Source organism: Vibrio hibernica (genome assembly GCF_015223435.1).
Taxonomy (GTDB): domain Bacteria; phylum Pseudomonadota; class Gammaproteobacteria; order Enterobacterales; family Vibrionaceae; genus Vibrio; species Vibrio hibernica.
The window spans coordinates 1-25,043 of record NZ_VHKO01000039.1; the positions used below are offsets into that span (position 1 = coordinate 1).

25 protein-coding genes, 1 tRNA gene and 1 riboswitch are annotated in these 25,043 nt (G+C 41.2%); of the genes, 16 read left to right on the top strand and 10 right to left on the bottom strand.

Going from position 1 to position 25,043, the window contains the following annotated elements; all coding sequences use genetic code 11:
* The 7 genes from FH976_RS12090 to yacG all read left to right on the top strand — a co-directional run.
* Positions 1-304, top strand: a 304-nt coding sequence (locus FH976_RS12090) for a pilin (protein WP_194091101.1), incomplete at its 5' end; no start/stop codon positions are given.
* A 17-nt stretch (positions 305-321) separates the two neighbouring features.
* Complete coding sequence (gene pilB / locus FH976_RS12095) at positions 322-2,010, top strand: type IV-A pilus assembly ATPase PilB (RefSeq protein WP_194091102.1); 1,689 nt, start codon at positions 322-324, stop codon at positions 2,008-2,010.
* An 83-nt stretch (positions 2,011-2,093) separates the two neighbouring features.
* Complete coding sequence (locus FH976_RS12100) at positions 2,094-3,326, top strand: type II secretion system F family protein (protein ID WP_194091103.1); 1,233 nt, start codon at positions 2,094-2,096, stop codon at positions 3,324-3,326.
* Between the two features lie 37 nt (positions 3,327-3,363).
* Positions 3,364-4,257 (top strand): prepilin peptidase, encoded by an 894-nt coding sequence (locus tag FH976_RS12105; protein ID WP_194091104.1) that lies wholly within the window; start codon positions 3,364-3,366, stop codon positions 4,255-4,257.
* Positions 4,258-4,379: 122 nt separating this feature from the next.
* Positions 4,380-4,985: a dephospho-CoA kinase gene (gene coaE / locus FH976_RS12110; RefSeq protein ID WP_194091123.1), complete on the top strand. Its 606-nt coding sequence runs from the start codon at positions 4,380-4,382 to the stop codon at positions 4,983-4,985.
* A 109-nt stretch (positions 4,986-5,094) separates the two neighbouring features.
* Positions 5,095-5,826 (top strand): cell division protein ZapD, encoded by a 732-nt coding sequence (zapD, locus tag FH976_RS12115; protein ID WP_194091105.1) that lies wholly within the window; start codon positions 5,095-5,097, stop codon positions 5,824-5,826.
* Between the two features lie 66 nt (positions 5,827-5,892).
* Positions 5,893-6,096 (top strand): DNA gyrase inhibitor YacG, encoded by a 204-nt coding sequence (yacG, locus tag FH976_RS12120; protein ID WP_194091106.1) that lies wholly within the window; start codon positions 5,893-5,895, stop codon positions 6,094-6,096.
* A gap of 99 nt (positions 6,097-6,195) precedes the next feature.
* Here yacG and FH976_RS12125 read toward each other — a convergent pair whose 3' ends face one another.
* The 3 genes from FH976_RS12125 to FH976_RS12135 form a co-directional block, all read right to left on the bottom strand.
* Entirely contained in the window at positions 6,196-7,452 is a 1,257-nt protein-coding gene (locus FH976_RS12125; RefSeq protein WP_194091107.1) for a uracil-xanthine permease family protein, read from the bottom strand.
* 250 nt (positions 7,453-7,702) lie between these two features.
* Positions 7,703-8,575 (bottom strand): general secretion pathway protein GspB, encoded by an 873-nt coding sequence (locus FH976_RS12130; RefSeq protein WP_194091108.1) that lies wholly within the window; start codon positions 8,573-8,575, stop codon positions 7,703-7,705.
* The gene (locus tag FH976_RS12135; RefSeq protein WP_194091109.1) at positions 8,575-10,320 is read right to left on the bottom strand and encodes an ExeA family protein; all 1,746 of its coding nucleotides are present in this window, start codon (positions 10,318-10,320) and stop codon (positions 8,575-8,577) included. The genes FH976_RS12130 and FH976_RS12135 overlap by 1 nt, the downstream gene beginning before the upstream one ends.
* A gap of 153 nt (positions 10,321-10,473) precedes the next feature.
* On the opposite strand from FH976_RS12135, the gene FH976_RS12140 reads away from it, so the two are divergent.
* Complete coding sequence (locus tag FH976_RS12140; protein ID WP_194091110.1) at positions 10,474-11,709, top strand: multifunctional CCA addition/repair protein; 1,236 nt, start codon at positions 10,474-10,476, stop codon at positions 11,707-11,709.
* Positions 11,710-11,912: 203 nt separating this feature from the next.
* Positions 11,913-12,698, top strand: a complete 786-nt coding sequence (locus tag FH976_RS12145) for an undecaprenyl-diphosphate phosphatase (protein WP_194091111.1) — start codon at positions 11,913-11,915, stop codon at positions 12,696-12,698.
* Positions 12,699-12,802: 104 nt separating this feature from the next.
* Here FH976_RS12145 and folK read toward each other — a convergent pair whose 3' ends face one another.
* Together folK and folB are read right to left on the bottom strand one after the other, a co-directional pair.
* Positions 12,803-13,291, bottom strand: coding sequence for a 2-amino-4-hydroxy-6-hydroxymethyldihydropteridine diphosphokinase (folK, locus tag FH976_RS12150; RefSeq protein ID WP_194091112.1), 489 nt, complete (start codon positions 13,289-13,291; stop codon positions 12,803-12,805).
* The gene (gene folB, locus FH976_RS12155; protein ID WP_194091113.1) at positions 13,288-13,647 is read right to left on the bottom strand and encodes a dihydroneopterin aldolase; all 360 of its coding nucleotides are present in this window, start codon (positions 13,645-13,647) and stop codon (positions 13,288-13,290) included. The genes folK and folB overlap by 4 nt, the downstream gene beginning before the upstream one ends.
* Before the next feature lie 128 nt (positions 13,648-13,775).
* Here folB and plsY point away from each other — a divergent pair, with 128 nt between their 5' ends.
* Positions 13,776-14,366, top strand: coding sequence for a glycerol-3-phosphate 1-O-acyltransferase PlsY (gene plsY / locus FH976_RS12160; protein ID WP_194091114.1), 591 nt, complete (start codon positions 13,776-13,778; stop codon positions 14,364-14,366).
* A gap of 101 nt (positions 14,367-14,467) precedes the next feature.
* On the opposite strand, the gene tsaD is transcribed toward plsY, so the two are convergent.
* Entirely contained in the window at positions 14,468-15,502 is a 1,035-nt protein-coding gene (tsaD, locus tag FH976_RS12165) for a tRNA (adenosine(37)-N6)-threonylcarbamoyltransferase complex transferase subunit TsaD (protein ID WP_194091115.1), read from the bottom strand.
* A gap of 231 nt (positions 15,503-15,733) precedes the next feature.
* Between tsaD and rpsU the strand changes: the two genes are divergently transcribed.
* From rpsU to FH976_RS12195, 6 genes are all read left to right on the top strand, one after another.
* Positions 15,734-15,949, top strand: a complete 216-nt coding sequence (rpsU, locus tag FH976_RS12170; RefSeq protein WP_190330760.1) for a 30S ribosomal protein S21 — start codon at positions 15,734-15,736, stop codon at positions 15,947-15,949.
* Positions 15,950-15,976: 27 nt separating this feature from the next.
* Positions 15,977-16,420 (top strand): GatB/YqeY domain-containing protein, encoded by a 444-nt coding sequence (locus tag FH976_RS12175; protein WP_194091116.1) that lies wholly within the window; start codon positions 15,977-15,979, stop codon positions 16,418-16,420.
* 106 nt (positions 16,421-16,526) lie between these two features.
* On the top strand, positions 16,527-18,287 hold the full coding sequence (dnaG, locus tag FH976_RS12180) for a DNA primase (protein WP_194091117.1): 1,761 nt from the start codon (positions 16,527-16,529) through the stop codon (positions 18,285-18,287).
* 123 nt (positions 18,288-18,410) lie between these two features.
* A complete protein-coding gene (rpoD, locus tag FH976_RS12185) occupies positions 18,411-20,258 on the top strand; it encodes an RNA polymerase sigma factor RpoD (protein ID WP_194091118.1) in 1,848 nt (615 codons plus the stop codon).
* A 165-nt stretch (positions 20,259-20,423) separates the two neighbouring features.
* Positions 20,424-20,500: transfer RNA gene (locus tag FH976_RS12190), tRNA-Ile, on the top strand.
* A gap of 183 nt (positions 20,501-20,683) precedes the next feature.
* On the top strand, positions 20,684-21,199 hold the full coding sequence (locus FH976_RS12195) for a DUF4136 domain-containing protein (protein ID WP_194091119.1): 516 nt from the start codon (positions 20,684-20,686) through the stop codon (positions 21,197-21,199).
* A 106-nt stretch (positions 21,200-21,305) separates the two neighbouring features.
* On the opposite strand, the gene ribB is transcribed toward FH976_RS12195, so the two are convergent.
* The 4 genes from ribB to FH976_RS12215 form a co-directional block, all read right to left on the bottom strand.
* Positions 21,306-21,968: a 3,4-dihydroxy-2-butanone-4-phosphate synthase gene (ribB, locus tag FH976_RS12200; RefSeq protein ID WP_194091120.1), complete on the bottom strand. Its 663-nt coding sequence runs from the start codon at positions 21,966-21,968 to the stop codon at positions 21,306-21,308.
* Between the two features lie 119 nt (positions 21,969-22,087).
* Positions 22,088-22,272: riboswitch (FMN riboswitch) on the bottom strand.
* 201 nt (positions 22,273-22,473) lie between these two features.
* Positions 22,474-23,088, bottom strand: coding sequence for an acetate uptake transporter (locus FH976_RS12205; RefSeq protein ID WP_194091121.1), 615 nt, complete (start codon positions 23,086-23,088; stop codon positions 22,474-22,476).
* A gap of 106 nt (positions 23,089-23,194) precedes the next feature.
* The gene (locus FH976_RS12210; protein WP_407701647.1) at positions 23,195-23,689 is read right to left on the bottom strand and encodes a mechanosensitive ion channel domain-containing protein; all 495 of its coding nucleotides are present in this window, start codon (positions 23,687-23,689) and stop codon (positions 23,195-23,197) included.
* A gap of 149 nt (positions 23,690-23,838) precedes the next feature.
* Positions 23,839-24,831 (bottom strand): bile acid:sodium symporter family protein, encoded by a 993-nt coding sequence (locus FH976_RS12215; RefSeq protein ID WP_194091124.1) that lies wholly within the window; start codon positions 24,829-24,831, stop codon positions 23,839-23,841.
* Between the last annotated feature and the right edge of the window lie 212 nt (positions 24,832-25,043).

Here is a 25,043-nt window from a genome sequence, read left to right on the forward strand (position 1 = left end):
TGCCCGTAAAGCTGCTTTGACGACAGCGGTTGGTTCAGCTAACAACTACCAAACCATAGTAGAAGAATATGTGGATTCGCATTATATCTTTCCGGAAATTTCAGCCGCTTTTGCCATTGGGACTTTACAAGCACAATCTGGTGCAGTGGGTAACAATAATTTAGACGCTAAAATTACCCAAGGAGTAGGCGAAGGCACACTGATAAGAATGCAACGTAACGCACAAGGTTCGTGGCAATGTTGGCACAATCAATCCGATCTGTACATTGGTGCTTGTGCCTATGAATCTAGCCTCCTACCTTAGATGATCAGGTGACAAATATGAACACTAACCTTGCGTCCATTCTACGCCAAGCGGAATTCCTGACTCATGAGCAGGAACAAGTGGTGGTGAGCAAGGTGATTAACGATAAAAAAAGCGTTCCCGTGTCTTGCGTGGACGCTGGTTTTATTGATAGCCAATTATTACTGCAACAACTGTGTCAGCTGTTTGCTCTACCACAAGCCAGTCTCGCTCATTACAGTTACCACCAAGTGTGTGAACAACTGGGGTTACGCGATCTCGTCACCAGCCACCAAGTACTGCCGCTGCAAATTGATTCCCAAAGTTTATTACTGGCGGTTTCCGACCCAACCAATACCAGTGTGGAAGATGATTTTCGCTTTGCCACCGGTAAGCAAGTTGAATTTATTTTAGTCGATTGCAAAGAACTCGAAGGCGCGATTCGACGTTTGTATGGCCTCGGCGTCAATAACGATAACGGACAAGGCAAAGACATCACCCAAGATGAATTGGCTAACTTGGTGGAAGTCGGCAGTGATGAAATTCAAGAAACCGAAGATCTCAGCCAAGATGAAGCGCCTGTCAGTCGTTTCATCAATCAAATCCTACTCGATGCAGTGCGTAAAGGCGCATCCGATATTCATTTTGAACCTTATGAAGAGCTATATCGAGTGCGTTTACGTTGCGATGGTATTTTGGTCGAAACCAATCGCCCCGCTCAACATTTAGGCCGTCGCTTAGCCGCAAGGATCAAGATCCTCTCCAAGTTAGATATTGCTGAACGCCGCTTACCACAAGATGGACGGATCAAAATACGCTTAAACGCAGACACCGCAATTGATATGCGGGTATCAACACTGCCGACATTATGGGGCGAAAAGATTGTTTTACGCTTACTTGATAGCAGCGCCACCAATTTAAACATCGATAAACTCGGTTATAGCGACACGCAAAAGAAACTCTATATAGATGCACTGCAACAACCGCAAGGCATGATCTTAATGACTGGCCCAACCGGGAGCGGCAAAACAGTTTCTTTATATACTGGCTTACGCATTTTAAACACGCCAGATAAAAACATCTCAACGGCGGAAGATCCGGTCGAAATCAACTTAACCGGCATCAATCAAGTTCAAGTCAAACCCAAAATAGGTTTTACCTTTGCCGCGGCATTACGAGCATTTTTACGCCAAGATCCAGATGTGGTCATGGTGGGGGAAATTCGCGATCTCGAAACGGCAGAAATCGCCATAAAAGCGGCGCAAACCGGTCACTTAGTTTTATCCACACTACACACTAACTCTTCTGCCGAAACGGTGGTGCGTTTATCTAATATGGGCATCGAAGCCTTCAACCTTGCCTCTTCATTGAGCCTTATCATCGCTCAACGTCTGGCTCGTCGCTTATGCCCACACTGTAAAACCGTAGATGATCTTCCAGAGATCTTACGGCAAAAACTCAATATTTCACAGGGAATGACCATTTACCAAGCTTTCAACCAAGGATGCTCAGAATGCACTGGAGGCTATTCTGGCCGTGTTGGGATTTATGAAGTGATGCCATTTACCACCGAAATTGCCAGTGCGGTTATCAAAAAAGCATCAGCCAATGACATTGAAATGATCGCGGTAAAACAAGGCATGGCAACACTGCGTCAATCCGGTATCGAAAATCTAAAACAAGGCATTACTAGCTTTGCTGAATTACAACGCGTGCTTTATTTCTAATCACCATATTTGCATGAATAAAACTATCTCTATTAAGAAAAAATCATCATTAATAGAACCATTGTTATTGATAAGGAATCATCATGGCAAGATCCTCCACTTTAAAAGCTCCCGCCCTTAAAAATTTTCAATGGCGTGGCGTGAATAGCTCTGGTAAAAAAGTTTCCGGTCAGATGATGGCATTTAATGAAAGTGAAGTACGCACCAAGCTCAAAGAACAACGTGTCCAAATAAAAAAACTGAAACGCCGCAGTGTGTCTTTTTTGGCAAAACTCAGCCATAAAGTAAAGCGTAAAGATATTATCGTTCTAACTCGCCAACTTGCCACCATGCTGACGACTGGCGTACCCATCGTACAATCATTAAAATTGATTGCCAATAGCCAACGTAAAGCTGAAATGAAATCTATTTTGTCGCAAACTTGTACTCAAGTCGAAGCGGGGACGCCTATTTCAAAAGCATTAAAAGCCAGCAGTTCATTCTTTGATGATTTCTTTTGCGACTTAGTGTCAACCGGTGAACAAACAGGGAATTTAGGGGAAGTATTTGAAAGACTGGCCACTTACCGAGAAAAAAGTGAAGAGCTAAGATCGAAAGTCATTAAAGCCATGATTTACCCTGCAATGGTCATGTTAGTTGCCACCAGCGTATCGATTTTAATACTGACTATGGTAATCCCTGAATTTGAAGCCATGTTTAAAGGTTTTGGGGCTGAGTTACCCGCCTTTACTCAACGCGTGATCGATTTATCTCATTTCATTCAAAATTATTTATTTATAATGATAGTCGGTTTATTAGCGTTTATTTTTGCCATCAAACAAGCTCGAAAACGCTCCTTTAGCTTTCGATTAAAGACCAGCCGAATGGCGTTAAAAATGCCTATTTTAGGACCGGTGTTTTCAAAAGCAGCCATCGCTAAATTTAGCCGTACTCTTTCCACCAGCTTTAGTGCCGGTATTCCGATTTTGACCAGTTTATTGACTACCGCTAAAACCGCAGGAAATTTGCATTATCAAGTCGCGGTTGAACAAGTGCATAAAGACACCGCAGCCGGCATGCCAATGTACATAGCCATGCGGAATGCAGAAGCGTTTCCTGAAATGGTGCTGCAAATGGTGATGATAGGTGAAGAGTCTGGTAACTTGGATGAAATGCTCAATAAAGTCGCCACCATTTATGAATTTGAAGTCGATAATACGGTCGATAATTTAGGCAAAATTATTGAACCCGCTATTATTGTCTTTTTAGGTGTGGTGGTGGGTGGTTTAGTGGTCTCACTTTATCTGCCAATCTTTAAGCTAGTTAGTGTATTCTAAGCTCATTGTTTTCTCTATTTTGGTGTCGTGACCCAACATGCTCATTTTTGACTATTATCCTTTTTTATTTCCTATTGCCGCAGGGATATTTGGCTTATTAATCGGCAGCTTCTTAAATGTGGTCATTTATCGTCTCCCTGTCATGATGGAGCGCGAGTGGATCAAAGAATGTATCGATTACTTCCCTCAATTAAAAAAAGACTCATCCTTAAAAAAACACACCTTGGATTTAGACAAACCTTTTAACTTAAACATCCCTCGCTCACGCTGCCCAAAATGCGACACCCAAATCCGAGCAATAGATAATATCCCTGTTTTTAGTTGGCTATGGCTACGCGGAAAATGTCGCCAATGCGCAAACCCGATCAGTGCACGCTACCCCGCTATTGAATTATTAACCGCCGCGCTCAGTGTCGTCATTACCTTATATTTCCCAGCAAACTGGTATGGTTTGGCGTTGTTATTTTTTACTTTTACGCTAGTCGCGGCCACTTTTATCGATCTCGGTACCATGTTACTGCCCGACCAATTGACCTTGCCATTAATGTGGGGCGGTTTAGCCTTATCCGCTTTTGGTATTAGCCCAATCTCTTTACACGATGCCATTATTGGCGCGATGGCAGGTTATTTATGTTTATGGTCTGTCTTTTGGGCATTTAAATTGCTGACCGGTAAAGATGGAATGGGTTATGGTGACTTTAAATTATTGGCAGCGCTTGGTGCATGGTTAGGCTGGCAGCAGTTACCATTATTGATTTTACTGTCTTCGGTGGTCGGCTTAATCTTTGGACTGGTTCAATTACGTTTACAGAAAAAAGGTATCGAAAAAGCCTTCCCATTTGGCCCATACTTGGCAATTTCAGGTTGGTTTTGCTTGATTTGGGGACATGATATAGCTAACTGGTATCTCACCAATATCCTTCATATTTAAAGCGGTCATATTATAGGTTATGCGTATTCACCCTATCGTTTCATGTAGGCAAGCCAACTTCTATGAAGCCAAAGCGATGGGCACGTCAATTATTTGAATATAACCAAGAGGTAGATGATTTTATGATCATTGGTCTTACTGGCGGCATTGGTAGCGGAAAAACCAGTATTGCCAACTTATTCCAGCAACATTTTAATATCGACTTAGTTGACGCGGATGTGGTCGCTCGCCAAGTGGTAGAACCAAATACGATTGGTTTGAAAGCCATCACGGAACATTTTGGCACACAAATCTTAACCTCTGATGGAAAGCTCGATCGCGCTCAACTGCGGGAATCTATTTTTTCTGATCCAACGCAAAAGCAATGGATCAATGCGTTACTGCACCCTTTGATCCGCGCCGAAATTAACCACCAACTGACTCAAACCACCTCACCTTATGTGATACTGGTGGTGCCATTATTAGTTGAGGGGGATTGGAAAACATTGGTCGACCGTATTTTAGTGATTGATGCCAGCCCTGAAACCCAAATAAGCCGAACCTGCACGCGTGATAAAGTACCTGCCAGTCAAGTACGCGCCATCTTAAATTCACAAGCTTCCAGACAGGAGCGGTTAAGTTTTGCCGATGATGTAATTAATAATGACTCACCTCTCACACAAGAGATTCAGCAGGCGCTATTATTAGAGGTCACCCAATTACATCAAAAGTATATGAGCCTGTGTTAATCAATTATTTGTGTTTTTGTAATCAAAGGTCAACCGCCCCTAGCGTGACTCATAAATATCTGTGACAATAACGACTTAACATCACTCATAATTATATGTTGAAAATATTATGCTGAAATTCGAACACCCTTTAACAGAAAAAGTACGAATTTATCTGCGAGTAGAATTCCTACTCAAGCAGCTGCATAATTCTGCCAATTTTGAAACGTCGCAATCTTACTTAATATTTTTCCGCTCTTTATTTGATCTGATGGAAATTTTTGAACAAATTCAAATGAAGTCGGAAATAGGTAAAGATCTCGATAAACAAAAGCTCGCCTATAAACACTGGATAGGGGTTCCTGGTGTCGATCAAAATAAGCTCAATACTATTTTAACCGATATTGATACCTGCTTTAAGAAAGTGATGTCTTCAGAGCGCTTTGGTGTCTCTTTAAAAGAAAACCGTTTTTTAAATTCCATTCGCCAACGATTTAATCTCCCAGGTGGAACCTGCAGTTTTGATTTACCTGCTCTGCATTATTGGGTTCACCTTCCATTAGAAAAACGTTTAACCGATGCCAAAGCTTGGACTGATACGTTAGAACCAGTAAGAATGGCGCTGAATTTACTGCTTCGATTGATAAGAGAAACCGCTCAGCTGAAGCCGAAGATAGCCCGTAATGGTTTCTTTCAAAGTGAAGCCGAAGATGCCAATATATTGCGCTTACATCTGCCCGTTGAAATTGGCGTATACCCAATGATTTCAGGACATAAAAACCGTTTCGCGATTAAATTTATCAGTTTCGAAACCGGCAATGCTTATAGCCAAGACATCGAGTTTGATCTCGCCATCTGTTAAGACTACACTTCTGCTCATCTTTTTATGACGCATGTTTTAGGTGCATCACAATACAGAGCGAATATTATGACTAATCCAGCCCCAAAAAAAGCAACCATCGTTAAATGCCCGACCTGCCAAACAGATGTTGTTTGGGGGGAAACCAGCGCCTACCGCCCTTTTTGCAGCAAGCAATGCCAAATGATTGATTTTGGTGAATGGGCAGATGAAGAAAAATCAATTCCCGGCGCGCCCGATATGTCTGATTCTGATGGTTGGTCTGAGATGTAATCAACCATAAAAAAGCGATCCTAGGATCGCTTTTTAGCACTTAATTTCTTTTAAGCAGTCAATTTACAGTTGCGCCTCAATCTAACTTTTAGCTTGACTTCAACCTTGGGCAGAGTCTGGTTCTATTTGCGCATTATCAACAATGTGATTATCGCCAATATCTTTTGGCAACACTAAGTTTAATACTATCGCGACAATACCGCATAAACTCACACCTTGCAGGCTAAACTCACCGACACCAAATGCCATACCGCCAATACCAAAGATCAAGGTTACCGCCACAATCACCAAGTTACGTGATTTATGTAAATCCACTTGATTTTTGATCAACGTATTCAAACCAACAACCGCGATTGAACCAAATAAAAGGATCATAATTCCGCCCATAACCGGAACCGGTATGGTTTGTAAAATCGCGCCTAATTTACCGACAAAAGCCAAGACTAAAGCCGTTACCGCTGCCCATGTCATGATCACTGGATTAAACGCTTTGGTTAACATGACTGCGCCAGTCACTTCAGAATAAGTGGTATTAGGTGGAGCGCCAAACATAGCCGCCGCCATAGTTGCAAATCCATCGCCCATCATGGTGCGATGCAAACCTGGCTTTTTAAGATAATCTTTTCCAGTCACATTTGAGATAGCCAGAATATCACCCACGTGTTCGACCGCAGGCGCGATAGCAACCGGGATCATAAATAATACCGCATTAATATTAAACTCAGGGAACGTAAAATTCGGCAGAGCTAACCAAGCCGCTTGATGAACTGGGGTGAAATCCACCACACCAAAAAACAAACTCGCTACATAGCCAGAAAAAATGCCACCGATGATTGGCACTAGTTTAAAAAAGCCTTTGCCAAAAACACTCAGAATAATTGTCACAATAAGAGAAATGGCAGAAATCCATAATGCGGCATCATGGGCAACAATTTGTACGCCGCCATCACCACTTTTCCCTAAAGCCATATTAACCGCAGCAGGTGCAAGTCCTAAACCTATTACCATGATCACAGGGCCGACAACAACAGGTGGTAATAATCGATGAATAAATCCTACACCGCGCACTTTAATCACCACGCCAAGTGCAACGTACACCGCGCCAGCCATCATAAGACCGCCCAACATACTTGGTACACCCCAAGCTTGAATGCCATACATAATAGGTGCAATAAAAGCGAAAGAAGAGGCTAGGAAAATGGGAACGCTTCGCTTAGTCAGTACCTGAAAAATCAAGGTCCCAATACCAGCACCAAATAAAGCAACACTAGGATCAAGCCCCGTCAATAATGGCACTAATACCAGTGCGCCAAATGCAACAAATAGCATTTGTGCACCTTGTAAAATCTGAAACATAAGCTATCCCTTCTGATATATAAAAAACAAACGGGCGGATTCTAACACCAAAAAGCTTTCAAGCATTACTCTAAATACAGATTATCAATAAAAATGCAGGCATCTGTCGCCATTGTCATCAATGGTAACGATTACGTAAAAAATAATAAATCTTAGCCTGCATCATTGAACAGACAAAAAAATAGCGACATCTTGGTCGCTATTTTTCTAATTTATAAATTTGGGATACGTAATTTCAACGAAATACTGGCTAACCAGCCCATTCATATAATGCTGGGATCTGCACGTTCTGCCCATCAAAACGCACCACAAGACTGCCCGGTAATATTTTCTCAAGCTTAACCACTTTATCCACTATCCACTCGCCTTCATGCACATTGCTCCCATTCACTTTTATCCAGCGACTGGTTAATTTCGACGAGTACATATGAGTTTCAAAATTCATTTTAGGTAACCGGCCTTGATATGTTTTTTCATGTCCGACTAAGTTTACCATCGGTGCATCAAAGCTTGGGTTCCTCTGAGCCTCGGGTTTAGGTAGGACCACCTTTGAGCGTGGCTGCGGATCCAGTTGTAATTCCGTTTGCATTGCTTGCTTAAAACGAGCAGCAATATCAGGAGACACATCCGACATATCAATATTATCAACATTCCAAACCTGATCTTTTGCCGATGAGGCATTAATTTGTGTGGTTTTAAGCACGCGACCTTGGGGTTCAGTTTTAACCGTCTGGGTTTTAACCGCTTGGGCTTTCACTGACGACGTTTTAGCCTGAATTTTGTCTACTTCTTTCGACGAAAGCTTAGGTTGTGGCAACGCGTGTAACTCTTTCATTTTAGGGAAAGGCAACAGATGCGCTTGTCGTTCTGGCTTATGATTAATGCTTTCTGAAGAAGATATGACGGCGATTTTTTCTTCTACTGGTTTTGATGATTGAAGTAACGGATACATCTTCATAAATAACAATACCAATAAAAAAGGCAATATAAATAAAGACGCGACCAACCACTTATGAGGCGTTTTTTCGATGGTTAAATAACGATAATTGCCCTCAGATTTCGGAGAAAATTGAGACTGATAGGCTTGCTCAGATCGTTGAAGAGCTTTCATTACTTGCGACATCAGCTCTCACTCCCATCCAAATGCTGAGATTCATCTTCAACTGCACCAACCAACTTAGGCGCATCAAGGTTGGTATAACTATCTAAGAGCATTAAGGTTTCTTTACCCGCGATACCATCCACATTAATTCCTTGCCACATTTGAAAAGCTTCTACTTTGCTTTTCATATCTTGATTAAAAACAGTGGTCTCTAATAGTGTTTCCCCCAAAGCTTCAGATAATGCTTGGTTTAACTGGGTAACATACTCACCACTATCATTGATTTTTAAAATTTGGTCCGCCATCTTGCTATACCATAACAACTGATATTCGCCGTTCCAGTGTTGTTTTAGCCATTCGTTCGGTACTTCAATTCGCTTATCCGCTAATAACAATTGAGAGCTGGATTCATTAACTCGGTACAAAATAGCAAAATAGGTTCGATAATTAGCCTGTAACGTCAGCATCGTGGGGCGATTAATGACCGCCAATTGGTTCAAATTCCCTGTTCCTTGATAGCAATACAAATCAGCTCTTGGAGCCTGATGACAATTCGCTTCTTTTGCTTCGACTTGATAACCCCATAAGGCAAATAGAGTCTGCATAGCATTAATAGGATTATGGCTTTGTTTGATGTATGGCGAGATAAGAGATTCAGCAGACTTATCCACCTGCGTTTGTACTCGGTTTTGATGTGCTGTTTTTCTCATGGGAACGCTAACATCTTGAGGCAATTCCGATGACGCCGGCTTCTCTTGAACGGCCAGACTTTGAGATAACTGATTATCAGATTTAGAACCTAACCATTGAGGTGCATAAAACCACATAAGAACAGCCAAAGCGAATCCACCGATTAAGCTGATCCCATAAGCAATCCAAGGTTTACCAACGTTCATATTTACGGAGTTATTGAGGCCTGACACATGAGAATTGATGGCCGAATTAGTTGGCACTGGCCGTTGAAAAATCATAACATCTGCACAAGCTTTTTCAGCAATAACACCAGAAACCATAGGCTCACCGCCATAGTAGGCATACAGCAAACATTTGTCGCACACTAAGTTAATTAAACGTGGCACACCATGGGTTTGCTTAGCGATGTGTTTGATGGCTTTAGCGGTAAACATGTCATAACTGCCGCCCGCCACTTGAATACGAAATTGAATGTATTGCGCCACTTCTTGCGAGGTTAATGGCAAGAGATGATAACGGCCTGTAATACGCTGCGCGAGTTGACGTAACTCTTCGGTTTGCAGCTTATATTGCAACTCAGGCTGCCCAATTAATAACACTTTGAGCAACTTTTGACTTTCAGTTTCGAGATTGGTCAATAAGCGTAATTGTTCAAGTACCGTGGCCGATAAATGCTGCGCTTCATCAATGAATAATAAGGTTTGCAACCCTTGCCCATGGTTATTAAGCAGGTAGCAATAAATGGATTGGGTTAACTGTTTTAATGATGCTGATTCTTGGTATTCAATCGAAAATTCATCACAAATGGCTTCTAATAAATCCGATCCAGTATACGTTGGATTTAATAATAAGCCGGTTTTAACATTATCTTCTAATACCGCAAGCAGCGCTTTTGATACGGTGGTTTTCCCCGTCCCCACTTCTCCGGTTAGTAATGCAAAACCGCCACCACCGCCCAATCCCGCTTGTAGATGATTCATTGCTTCCCGATGACGCGCACTCAAGAAGAGGTAACGTGAACTTGGCACGATGGTAAACGGCAGTTCTGATAGGCCAAAAAAGTCCTTGTACATGCATTACTCTCAAATCGTCAGCAGATCCAGTATCTAATGCGGTATAAATTACACTAATACGATCGTTATTTATAGATACAGTCATGGCAGCGCCTAGCTTTCTTGCTAGAATCGACCACTCTTTATTATTCACTCTTGTTGAAAGGTCTAAATGTGGAAATATTCTTAGTGGGTGGCGCGGTTCGAGATAAGCTGCTTGGCATTGAAAGCCATGATCAAGATTGGGTGGTGGTTGGTAGTTCACCACAACAAATGATCGATCAAGGATTTCGCGCTGTAGGTCTGGATTTTCCTGTTTTCTTACATCCCAAAACTCAGCAAGAATATGCGCTAGCCCGCACCGAACGAAAGTCAGGTCAAGGCTATACCGGATTTGAATGCTTCTATGCACCAGATGTGACTTTAGAAGAAGATCTGGCTCGCCGTGATCTCACCATTAATGCGATGGCTGAAGATCAGCAAGGCAACCTGCATGATCCTTACCATGGTCAAATCGATCTTAATAATAAGATCTTACGTCATGTTTCTCCTGCTTTTAGCGAGGATCCATTGCGTGTATTACGCGTGGCACGCTTTGCCGCTAAATTGGCACCGCAAGGATTTACGATTGCACCTGAAACACTAGAGTTAATGAAAACGGTTACCGACAGCGGAGAATTAGCTCATTTAACATCTGAGCGAGTTTGGCAAGAATGGCATAAATCCTTAACCACTTCAGCGCCACAGATCTTCTTACAAACATTAAAAGACTGCGGCGCACTTAAAGTCATATTACCAGAAATAGACGCACTATTTGGTGTGCCTCAACCAGAAAAGTGGCATCCGGAAATCGATACTGGCATCCACACTTTAATGGTCGCCGAACAAGCTGCGAAATTAAGCTTAGAAGTGAGTGTTCGCTTCGCGGCTCAAGTCCATGACTTAGGCAAAGGCGTCACACCAGAATCAGAATGGCCAAGTCATAAAATGCATTGCCATACTGGGATTAAATTAATTAAAGCATTATGCAACCGAATCAAAGTGCCGAATCAAAGCCGAGATTTAGCCCTACTGGTTTGCCAGCATCACTCAAATATTCATCGCGCGGCTGAACTAAAGGCATCGACGGCGCTCAAACTACTCAATCAATTAGATGCATGGCGTAAACCTGAACGTTTTGAACAAATATTATTATGCTGTCAAGCCGATCACCAAGGACGAAAAGGCTTAGAATTTCAACCCTATCCGCAATCCCATCGCTTACGCCGCTATTATCTCGCAGCTCACGCGATTGATGTAAGTGATATTATTCAGCAGGGTTTTCAAGGTAAGGCCATCCGAAATGAACTGGAGCAGCAACGCATAATCAGTATTGAACAAGTGAAGCAAGTACTATCCCAAGAACAATAGTCACCTTAGGTAAAACGTGTATAAACAACCAACGATAAAAACCACGATCCATTGCTACATCAAAGTCTTGTAAAGAATAGGGTTATAGGATTGATTATTTCTCCATAGCAAGGCAAAGTGCGCATAATTTTTTTAATTTTAACATTTTATTACTGCCGATTTTCTTTGATGAAAGAATGGCAATACAAGGACAATAATTTAGCATGACCATTTTTGATTCTATTATTTTAGGCATTGTTGAAGGTATAACCGAGTTTTTACCTATTTCTTCAACTGGGCATATGATCGTCATTGGAGATTGGTTAGGTATCGCCAATACCAGTAATAACAATGCCTTTGAAGTGATCATTCAAGTTGCGGCTATTTTAGCGGTTATTGCCAACTATAAAGAAAAATTTCATCCGAAGTATTTCTCATTATGGGTAAAGGTAGCGGTGGCTTTTTTGCCAATAGGGATTATTGGTTTCTTAATGAGCGACATTGTCAAAGCACTGTTTAGTGTCAGCATCGTTGGCATTATGTTTATTATTGGCGGCATCATATTTATTTGGGTGGAACGTTTCTATAAAGATGAACACTGTCCAACCGTAGATGTCAATGATGTATCAATGAAGCAGGCATTATGGATTGGTTTTGCGCAGATTTTTGCATTAATTCCGGGAACAAGCCGCGCCGGTTCAACCATTATTGGCGCTATGTTGGTAGGTTTAAATCGTAAAACGTGTGCTGAGTTTTCATTTTTACTCGGCTTACCTGTTTTAGCGGCAGCCTCTGGTTATGATTTATTAAAGCATTATCAAGACTTCACTAGCGCTGATTACATCAACTTAGCCGTTGGTTTTGTTACCGCATTTATTGTGGCTTATTTTGTGATCAAATTGTTCATTCGTTTCTTAGCTAACTTCACTTTTGTGGGTTTTGGTATTTACCGTATTCTATTTGGTTTACTTCTGCTAGTACCGCCAATGTTTGGGTTCAGTTGGGCATAAAGCACATCATAGCTTTCCATTAATAAACCTGAAGAATTAGCACTTACCTCAAATAGAGGGTTCATTCGAGCTCTCTATTCTCACTTACCAAACGCCCCGCTACTTCATAACCTAAATTCAAACTCTACTCGTTTTAAGCTGCCTTTATGCTCAAATTGCTCCCACACTTGCTCAACGCTTCTTCCATCATTAGGAATGATAAGCTGCGGGTTTAATTCACATAATGGTTGGAGTACAAATTCATAATCGAAGATATCGCAGCGAGGAACCAATGGCGTACTCTCTGAAACAACCTCACCAAACAAAAGAATATCCAAATCGAGTGTCCGATCTTGCAGTTTCTGAGCATGAGTCGTGCGTCCCCATTTGAATTCAATCTGTTTTAAACTCTGTTGTAATTCAAGCAAGGACAAAGACGTATCAATCTCTATGACTGTATTGTAAAAAGCGTGGCTATCAAATCCGACAGGATCGCATTCATAAACGCTCGAACAACGTAAGTAATGACTCACATTCCTTAGCTCTTGGTATGCAGCTTGAATATGTTGATGTCGCTCGATATTACTGCCAATACCGATGTAAGCCAAAGTCACAAACGGCCGCGCTCAATGATCACCCCTACGCCTTTTGCTTGTGGTACTGCGCCTGGTTTAGTTAAATGAACCTTAACCCAAGGCACCGAAAAGCGCTGCATAATTAATTGCACCACTTCTTCTGCGACACGCTCGACTAATAAAAATCGTCCACTTTCAATATGGTTCAATACCGCTTGGCTAACCTTAGCGTAATCCAGTGCATCTTCGACATTATCACTTTCTCCTGGCTTTCGATTATCATGAGCCATTTCAATAGTAAGCACTAACTTCTGCTTAATCTCTTGTTCCCAATCATAAGCACCAATGGTAGTAATTACTTCTAATTGGTCGATAAATACTTTATCTAAAGCCATGTTGATTCCTTTTGGTTAGTTTTTACTTATGAGAGTAACTGATCGGATACCCAAGCAGCATAAAAACACGTAAGATGCAGAAATATACTATAAAACCATCTTACATCACACTACCTCCAAGGAAGATAATGAGCATCGTGGTACTGGTAATGATCATTCTCGCTTATTTACTCGGCTCCATTTCGAGTGCGGTATTGATCTGCCGTGTTTGTCATCTTCCAGATCCTCGCACTCAAGGCTCAAAAAATCCTGGTGCAACTAATGTGTTAAGAGTGGGCGGTAAGTGGGCTGCAATCGCGGTATTATTATGTGATATACTCAAAGGAATGTTGCCAGTTTGGGCAAGCTATTTCCTTAACATTCAACCGCTAATGCTCGGTTTTATTGGTTTAGCGGCATGCCTTGGGCACATCTACCCATTATTCTTTCATTTCAAGGGTGGTAAAGGGGTAGCAACGGCATTAGGTACGATGGCGCCAATTGGATTGGATTTAACGGGCATGGTAATGGCGACTTGGATCGTTACTTTCTTCTTTAGTCGTTATTCCTCTCTTGCTGCTGTCGTAACATCACTGCTAGCACCTTTTTATACTTGGATGGTTAAACCCCAATATACTATTCCTGTGGCTATGCTCTCATGCCTAATAATCTTTAGGCATTATCAAAATATTAAGCGCTTGATTGATGGCAGCGAACCGAAAGTGAGATCGAAAAGCTAACGTCAATATTTCCATAAAAACAAATAAAACGGCAGCCTTTATTATTGGCTGCCGTTTTGTTTATCGCATATTAATTGTTCAATATAATGTTATTCAAAGCATTATTCAGAGAGCGGTTTTAGCTCATCAATTGGCCAGCGAGGTCGTGCTTCTACAGATAAATCTACCCTATCACCATTGCCTAATTCACCACGAGATAAGCGCTGCATACCAGCATAAGCAATCATTGCGCCATTGTCGGTACAAAACTCCGTTCGCGGGTAATACACTGCCCCACCTACTTTTTTAGCTAACGCTTCCAATGAGATTCGTAACTGTTTGTTAGCACTCACTCCGCCAGCAATGACGATTCGTTTCAATCCTGTTTGCTCCAATGCGCGACGACACTTAATCACCAATGTGTCACACACTGCCTCTTGAAAAGCATAAGCAATATCGGCGCGTGTTTGTGGGTCATCGTCGTTATCTCTAATAGTATTCGCAGCAAAGGTTTTAAGGCCAGAAAAACTAAAGTCCAAGCCCGGTCGGTCGGTCATTGGACGAGGGAATTTAAACCGCCCCTTAGTCCCTTTTTCCGCTAATTTAGATAATAATGGGCCACCTGGGTAATCTAAGCCCATTAATTTGGCCGTTTTATCAAATGCTTCCCCGGCTGCATCATCAATAGATTCACCTAAAATTTTATACTCACCTATTGCCTGAACGTCGACCATCATGGTGTGACCACCAGAAACCAGTAAAGCAACAAATGGAAACTCAGGTGGATTATCTTCTAGCATCGGCGCTAATAAATGCCCTTCCATATGATGCACAGGCACTGCAGGAACGTTCCATGCGTAAGCAAGGCTGCGTCCAATCGTTGCTCCCACCAATAACGCTCCCACTAAGCCAGGGCCGGCTGTGTAGGCGACGCCATCAATATCTTTAGCCTTTAATCCCGCTTCAAGTAATGCAGCCTTAATTAATGGAATGGTTTTTTTTACATGATCACGTGAAGCCAATTCAGGTACAACGCCACCATAGTCAGCATGCAACTTCACTTGGCTGTATAATTTATGAGCCAACAAACCATTTTTTTCATCAAAAATAGCAATGCCCGTTTCATCACATGATGTTTCAATACCTAAAATACGCATAAATTTCTCACGACCAATGATGTCGATTAGTTGATTTTTATTAAATTATGGGTAATCTTACCGCCTCGGAAAAAAATTAACCAGATCTTACCTTGATAATGCTTTACAAATAGGTCTTGATCGGATTAAAATTCCGCACCATTTTTGATCTAGCTGATTAATATCTATTCTAGTTTTTAGGGTCGATTTAAAAAATCAGCATTAATGAATAACCCCTGAGGTGAAAGGCATATGCCAGTAGTTAAAGTACGTGATAACGAACCGTTTGACGTAGCATTACGTCGTTTCAAACGCTCTTGTGAAAAAGCAGGTGTTCTTTCTGAAGTGCGTCGTCGTGAGCATTACGAAAAACCAACAACTGTTCGCAAACGCGCTAAAGCATCGGCTCAAAAACGTCATGCTAAAAAATTAGCTCGCGAAAACGCACGTCGCGTTCGCTTGTACTAATAACTTACTCCAATTAAGGACTGAGTTATGGCTCTGATTGAACAACTCAAAGAAGAGCAAAAATTAGCGATGAAAGCCAAGGACAAATTGCGCCTTGGCACTATTCGTTTAGCTCTATCAGCCATTAAGCAACGTGAAGTCGATGAGCGAATTACGCTTACCGATGAAGATATTATTGCTGTAATGACTAAGATGGTTAAACAACGTCGCGATTCTGTTACGCAATATGAAGCAGCAAATCGTCAAGATCTTGCTGATGCTGAAAAAGCTGAAATTATTGTACTTGAGGATTTTATGCCTCAACCGTTAAGTGAAGAAGAAGTCATCGCACTTGTTGATAGTGCTATTATTGAATCTGGTGCTGCGGGCATGCAAGACATGGGTAACGTAATGGGGGTTTTAAAACCTCAACTTCAAGGTCGTGCAGATATGGGTAAAGTCAGTGGTTTAGTTCGCTCTAAACTTGCCTAGTATCTTATCTAGGTAGCTTAACTTCCCCCAAACTTAAGTTTTAATGAGCCGTGCATTCTTCAAGAATCGCACGGCTTGTTTGTATTTTAAGGATTCAAACTTCTCTATGGCTGGTAGAATTCCACGAAGCTTTATTGATGATGTTATATCTCGCACCGATATTATCGATGTTATCGATCCGCGCGTAAAACTCAAAAAGCAAGGGAAGAACTACACCGCCTGCTGCCCTTTTCATAACGAAAAATCTCCGTCTTTTAACGTTAGCCAAGACAAACAGTTTTACCATTGTTTCGGTTGTGGTGTTAGCGGTAATGCGATCAGTTTTTTAATGGAATATGAACGTCTTGAGTTTGTAGAAGCGATTGAAGAACTTGCGAGTAAACTTAGCTTAGAAGTACCACGCGAAACCGCAACTGGCCAAGAATTTAAAGCTGACACCCCAAAAGTTAACGCCGAACAAAAACGTAATCTATATGATCTATTGGGTAGCATTAGTCAATATTACCGCTCCCAACTGAAACTTTCGACCAATAAGCCTGCGATTGAGTATTTAAAGAACCGTGGTCTGTCGGGTGAAATCGTACAAAAATTTGGCATAGGTTATGTCCCTGACGAATGGGATAACGTGCGTAAAAACTTTGGTCAACAAAATCATATCCAAGACATGCTAGTAGAAGGTGGCATGTTGGTTGAAAATGAAAAAGGCAACCGTTACGATCGTTTTCGTGGTCGAGTTATGTTTCCTATTCGGGATCGTCGTGGCCGAGTTATCGGTTTTGGTGGCCGAGTTTTAGGGGATGAAAAACCAAAATACCTAAACTCACCAGAAACCCCAGTATTCCATAAAGGCAAAGAGCTTTACGGTTTATATGACGCATTGCAAAGCCATAAAGATCCTGCTCAAATTCTCGTCGTTGAAGGCTACATGGATGTGGTGGCATTAGCTCAATATGGTGTTGATTACGCAGTAGCGGCTCTTGGAACGTCGACCACTGGCGATCATATGCAACTGCTGTATCGTCAAACCGGTACTGTAGTCTGTTGTTATGATGGCGACCGCGCTGGACGAGAAGCCGCTTGGCGGGCGATGGAAAACGCCTTACCGTATTTAAATGACGGGCGACAACTGAAATTTATGTTTTTACCCGATGGCGAAGATCCTGATACGTATATTCGTCAACATGGTAAAGAAGCTTTTGAACAGCAAGTATTTCATGCGACCTCATTGTCTGAATTTTTATTTAGCACCTTAATGCAGCAAGTGGATACCAGCAGTAATGAAGGTAAGACTAAGCTCACGGCTTTAGTTGCTCCTTTGATAGAAAAAGTCCCAGGTGGCACATTACGACTATACTTGAGAGATTTGCTCGGTAAGAAGCTTGGCTTACTTGATGAAAGACAACTCCAGCAGTTGATCTCTAAAAATACACAGCAAAACAATGCACCTCAGCCACATGAAAAAATTCAAATAACGCCAATGCGAGTGGTTATTGCTCTGCTTTTACAAAAACCGAGCTATGCTGAATTAGTGCCTGATTTAACCAGCATCAGTCATATAGACTTACCTGGATTAAGTTTATTACTAAACGTACTTGATATTTGTCGAGAAAATCCCCATATCAAGTCCGGTCAGTTGATGGAAAACTGGCGAGAAACAAAAATAGAAGCATTATTATCAAGACTCTTAAGTTGGGACATCCCCCTCAATGATGATAATGAACGAGACGTTTTTTTAGATACATTGGATAACATATTTACTCAATGTATTAATAAACAAATTGAAACTTTGCAAACGAGAGAAAGAAGCTCCGGCTTATCAGTCGAAGAGAAACGGGAGTTGCAAGACTTAATTCTTCAACGTCCTTAGTTATCACTCGGACCATCAACCAATGAAACCTTGGTGGTCAGCAATGAATAAATTTGTTATTATTGGCGGTTTGCATTTCGCATACTAATACTCTTCACTCAGACCTCAAGTTGGATATCGTCGATGGATCAAAATCCGCAGTCACAGCTAAAGTTACTTGTCGCAAAAGGTAAGGAACAGGGCTATCTGACCTACGCCGAAGTAAATGACCACCTACCTGAAGAAATCGTAGATTCAGAGCAGGTAGAAGACATCATTCAAATGATTAACGACATGGGCATCCAAGTCGTTGAAACCGCACCTGATGCGGACGATCTAATGTTGAATGAAGCCGTAGCAGATGAAGACGCTGCCGAAGCCGCAGCTGCCGCACTTTCAAGTGTTGAAAGTGAAATTGGCCGAACCACTGATCCTGTGCGCATGTATATGCGTGAGATGGGCACGGTTGAACTATTAACTCGTGAAGGTGAAATTGACATTGCAAAACGCATTGAAGATGGCATCAATCAAGTGCAGTGCTCAGTTGCAGAATACCCAGGCACAATTTCTTATATTCTTGAACAATTTGATAAAGTTCAAGCTGAAGAGCTTCGTTTAACCGATATCATTTCCGGCTTTGTTGATCCTGATGATGATGGTAATGCAGCGCCAACAGCAACCCATATTGGTTCAGAGCTTACCGTTAGTAATGACGACAGCGATGACGATGATGATGATGAGGACGATGATTCAGATGAGGACGAAGAAGAGGAAGACACAGGTATTGATCCTGAGCTTGCTCTAGAGCGTTTTACTGCGTTACGAAATACTTATCAAAATCTACAACTATCGATCAATGAACATGGTCGTGGAAGTAAAAAAATTGCGAGCAGCAAACAAGAATTTTTAGACGTATTCCGTCAGTTCCGTTTAATCCCAAAACAGTTTGATTACCTTGTTAATGGTTTGAAAAACTCGATGGATCGCGTTCGAACTCAAGAACGATTGATTATTCGTACCGTGGTTGAATACGGAAAAATGCCAAAGAAAGCTTTCGTTAATGCCTTTACTGGCAGTGAATCTGCTGACACATGGCTCGATGACATTCTTGCTTCAGGTAAACCATACGCAGAAAAGATCAAACAAAGCGAAGAAGATCTTCGTCGTTGTATCTACAAGCTAAAAACCATTGAAGAAGAAACATCGCTTAATGTCCAAAACATTAAAGATATTAGCCGTCGCATGTCTATTGGTGAAGCCAAAGCTCGTCGCGCTAAGAAAGAAATGGTTGAAGCTAACTTACGTCTAGTTATTTCTATCGCGAAGAAATACACCAACCGTGGTTTGCAATTCTTGGATCTCATCCAAGAAGGTAATATTGGCCTAATGAAAGCGGTAGATAAATTCGAATATCGTCGTGGTTATAAGTTCTCTACTTATGCAACATGGTGGATTCGTCAAGCTATCACTCGTTCAATTGCTGACCAAGCACGTACTATTCGTATTCCAGTACACATGATCGAAACAATTAACAAATTGAATCGTATCTCTCGCCAAATGCTTCAAGAAATGGGTCGTGAACCTATTCCAGAAGAACTGGCTGAGCGCATGCAAATGCCTGAAGATAAGATCCGTAAAGTGCTAAAAATTGCCAAAGAGCCGATCTCCATGGAAACACCAATTGGTGATGATGAAGATTCGCATTTAGGTGACTTTATTGAAGATACCACGCTTGAACTACCTTTAGATTCAGCTACGGCGACTAGTCTGAAATTCGCCACTAAAGATGTTCTTGCTGGCCTAACGCCTCGCGAAGCAAAAGTACTTCGTATGCGTTTTGGTATCGATATGAATACTGACCACACTTTGGAAGAAGTAGGTAAGCAATTTGACGTAACGCGCGAACGTATTCGTCAGATTGAAGCAAAAGCTTTACGTAAACTTCGTCATCCAAGCCGCTCAGAAACATTGCGTAGCTTCCTCGACGAATAAAAAATCTAGTTTCAAGCTAGAAAATAAAACCGAAAAGGTGGGCATTGCTCACCTTTTTTGTATCTAGCATAAAATATTGGTTTAAGTGGGCAGAAACTAAACAGAATTGGTATATGTAGCCTCTAGACACCCTTGCTTCATTCCCCTATAATCGTCCCTCAATTTGGCCCCTTAGCTCAGTTGGTTAGAGCGCGCGACTCATAATCGTTAGGTCCCCAGTTCAAGTCTGGGAGGGGCCACCATATTTAGAAAGGCGTAGCAGATTAATTCTTGCTACGCTTTTTTGCTATTTATCAGAGTGGTATGCTCACTACAATATAACAACCTACAGTTAAAACCCCATCGAGTATGATTCACTTATAAGCTAAGATTAAACATGAGAGAAACCTTCGCTTTTAGAAATTATTCGCTATAGAGGAAATATAATGAAATTAATCTCCGCTCTTGCTTGTACTGTTTTATTCTTATCTGGATGCAGCAGCCAACCGAAACCAGATTACGATCTTAATTATTCTTTCGATCAACTGCATTCATTTAGTATCCAGGCCCCAAAGCAAAGCTCTGACACCCTCACAACCGAACGTATTCAGAAGGCAATAGTTGATAACCTTACTGCTCGCGAGTATCAACAATCAGAGCCTGCAGATTTTATTGTCACGTTTACTAGCGGAAAAGCACAAAAGACAAAACGCAAACCCTCTATCGGATTAGGTATTGGTGGCGGTTTAGGGGCGATTGGCATCGGCACGGGGATTAGCCTACCGATTGGTGATAACAAGAAGCTAGAGAACATTCAAATCGATATTCACGATACAGCGAGTAATAAAGTGGTCTGGAGTGGCAACCGTAATTTTGAATTTACCGATGGTGGAGAAAAAAAGGCGCAAACAACAAAAGAAACGGTAGATGAGATTTTAAGCCAATTTCCACCTGAGAAATAATCCCTAAATAAAAATTAAGCTCGATAAATAAATAAGCCACTTTGTCACAATTTAAGAGATTAGCTTAAACGGACAAAGTGGCTTTTATATTCTTATAATCGTATTTTTACGCTTGTTTTTTGATCAAAGCTTCACGATATAAAACAATGTCATCAATGGTGAGTACAGGCATATTGTGCAATTTACCAAAGGCGACGATCTCTGGCGCTCGCGCCATTGTGCCATCAGGGTTAGTTACCTCACATAACACACCCGCTGGGTTCAAACCGGCCAATTGCATTAGGTCTGTTGTGCCTTCTGTATGACCACGACGACTCAATACACCACCTTTACGCGCACGCAATGGGAATACATGTCCAGGTCGTGCAAGATCACTTGGTTTTGCATCTGCAAAAATAGCGGTTTTGATTGTCGTCACGCGATCGGCTGCCGATACGCCCGTAGTCACACCTTGCTTGGCTTCAATCGATACGGTAAATGCAGTTTGATTTTGGCTGTTATTATTAATCACCATTGGTGGCAATTCTAATTGCTCTGCTTGCTCATCGGACAAACATAAGCACACGATGCCACTGCCTTCACGGATCATTAACGCCATTTGTGTATCGGTTAATGTTTCTGCGGAATAAATCATATCGCCTTCATTTTCGCGATCTTCATCATCAAGCACAAGTACACCCTGACCTTGTTGTAAGGCAGTAAGCGCAGCTTCGACACGTTCAATTGGATTACCGTATTCGGTAAGTAACGATGGTTGGTTCTGATTCATGGTAAAGCTCCTGTAGGTACCAGAATCAGGGCAATTTTTCAGAAGGGGTTAAACGTTGCTACGTCAAGAATATAACGATCGTTCAACGTCAAACACACTCAGTAAAAATACTAAGTGTTATTTATCCTCTCCCATCCAGACTATCACTGTCGGCTCTGGTATCTCACCAGATCTGCTGACCCTGATCCTAAAATCAAGCGCTCGCGGGCTCATAAAGTCACTATAACGACGATCTCAATGATTTTAAGATCATATTGCTTTATATACCGCCGGTGGGGAATTGCGCCCCGCCCTGAGAATAATTAATAAAATTGTTAACACAATAAATAGTGCGGCTCCATAGTATTACAGAGCAAAAATAAAATCCATTCTAACCAGCGCTATCTATCGAGATACAAACCATAGGTAATAAAAAAACCTCAATCCAAATGAATGAACTGAGGCTTTAGCTTTAGTCGCCGATCAATAGATTATGTTTTATAAAATATTAATTGGAAAATAATTATTATGCAGCCGCTTTAATTGACTCAACGGTTGCTTTTACTTTTTTCTCACCAATTGGCAATACTGTACGACCAAATTCATGGTTAATCACGGTCGCCATAGCAAGGTAAACGGCACTTGAACCGCAGAATAGACCCACAACGCCAGCAATATGACCAATCGTCGCATTACCAGTAAAATCGCCAGCTGCAAGCAAAAAGAACAATACAGTCAAGCTACCAAATACAGTTTGTTTTGCTACAGGATAGCGAGCTAAAGTGGCAATAAACATAAAGCCAGTAAATATACCCCAGACAGTTAAATAAGAGGCAAGGAAGTATGCAGAAGTCGCCTCACCTAACCCCATGCTTGGCATTAAAATTAAGCCGACAAGCGATAACCAAAACATACCGTAAGACGTAAAGGCGGTGGTACCAAATGTATTACCGTTTTTGTATTCCATGATGCCAGCGATAACTTGTGCAATACCGCCGTAAAAAATACCCATAGCAAGAATAACCGTGCTTAATGGGAATAAACCTACATTGTGTAGATTTAATAAAATAGTAGTCATACCAAAAGCCATTAGGCCTAATGGTGCAGGGTTTGCTGGAGTTGTAGAATTTGGCGTCGACATAATATTACCTGGTTAAAATATGAACTGGATAAGAAAAGCGGCGTATTATTGTCGATCAACATTCATTTGTACATTATTTTTATGACTTAAATCACAAGAATAAGGTTCAACTCAATTTTGATTCATTTTTATTCTCAACCTGTTTACTGTCCACCTTCATAACATCCACTTTAGCGCTGTCCGTTTTAGTACTATCTGAAGCAGAATCAGGCGATGGGATTTTTTTTAAAACAATGACAGGACGAGTTAAAAATAAATTATTTGGATATAGTATTGTATTTCCATCGATATTTTTTAATTGTACGCTCATAAATGCCATCTCGGTGATTTCACCTTCAATGTAATTAGCACCATCAACTACCCGCACCCAGCGCCCAACTCGACAATCATTTTGGCCAAACAGAATAAGGAAGCTGGTTAAATTACTCAGCAACGACCAACCTGCAAATAAGGCGACGCCAAGTAAAGCAAACATGGATGATCCAACCACCAGTAAACCATGAAAATCAAATCCCCACGATAACAGCAAAATCGCAATAATAATGATAGAGGTAATAGAATTAAGTAATAGTGTCGCCCGTTGTTTACGATGAGCATTAATGCCAGTTCTCATACTACCTAAAAATATCTTCGCTGGAATCCGGCGTAAAACAGGGTAAACCATCAAAACGATAACCGTAATTATCCACTGCGAGTAGTCTTGAATAAGTACTAGCCATTCTTGATTAAAATTTACATTCATATTACCCCCTATTTTGATTCAAGTTCTAATGCATGTTTTTGATAACGATTTGCTAAAATTGCACAATAAAAAATCTGCAATGGATGATAAATCATAATAGGCAGAAGTATCATTCCCAATCGAGGATCCGCGCCAAAAATCACTTTTGCCATCGGGATCCCCGCGGCTAACGTTTTTTTACTACCACAAAATACTGCCGCTACCTCATCCGCATGATCAAAACCAAAAAATTTAGCTCCCCAGCGCATCAAGTGAATAATAGAAAACAGCACCACCATACAAATGGCAAGAGACATAATCAGATAATCAATAGAGAAGTTATGCCAAATCCCATCAGATACGGAATCACTAAAGGCATTATAAATAATGAGTAATATGACGTATTTATCCGCCTTACCCACGACCTTTTTATGTTTTTCAATCCAAGAGAATAATAAAGGACGCAAAACTTGTCCTAATACCATCGGAAGTAATAAAAGCTTCGATATCGAAAGTACCGAATCCATCATGTTTAATTGGGCGCCTTGTAAACCCATAAAAAACTGGATAAGGAAAGGGGTAATAAAAACGCCAAGAATACTCGACAATGAGGCATTAAATATCGCCCCCGGCATGTTACCTCGTCCAATTGCTGTCATCGCCACAGAAGATGAAATGGTGCTAGGCAACACAAATAAGAAACAAAAACCAAACGCAAGTGCCGTTGGCATGATCGATTGCATGCCGTGTCCAAAGATCACCCATAATAGCGGATACACAACGAAAGTTGCCGCTTGAATGAAAAGGTGTAGCCTCCAATTACTCACTCCATCTTTTAGTGCTTTTGGCGATAACGCGATACCATGTAAAAAGAAAACCAAAGCAATACCCATTCCGGTGACATCATCAAGATGCAAGATGCCCCCCGAGCGTCCGAACTCAGGAATCAACACAGCCAAGATCATGGCAATCACCATGGCAACCAAAAACCATTCTTTTTTTATTACACTCAAAATATTAATCACCCTCACAAAACCAACGAATAAAAATCACTTTAATTTTTAAATACCTACTATTTGCTTAATTTAATATAAAATTAAGCAAATGACTTAAGATTAAGTAAGATAATTAACATGAAAACAGAATCATTTCTTCGTTTTTACTATCTACTTGCATACAATGCCAAATGACAGCTTTGATGATATTCAAAATCTCAAAGAAATTAGCTTAATTA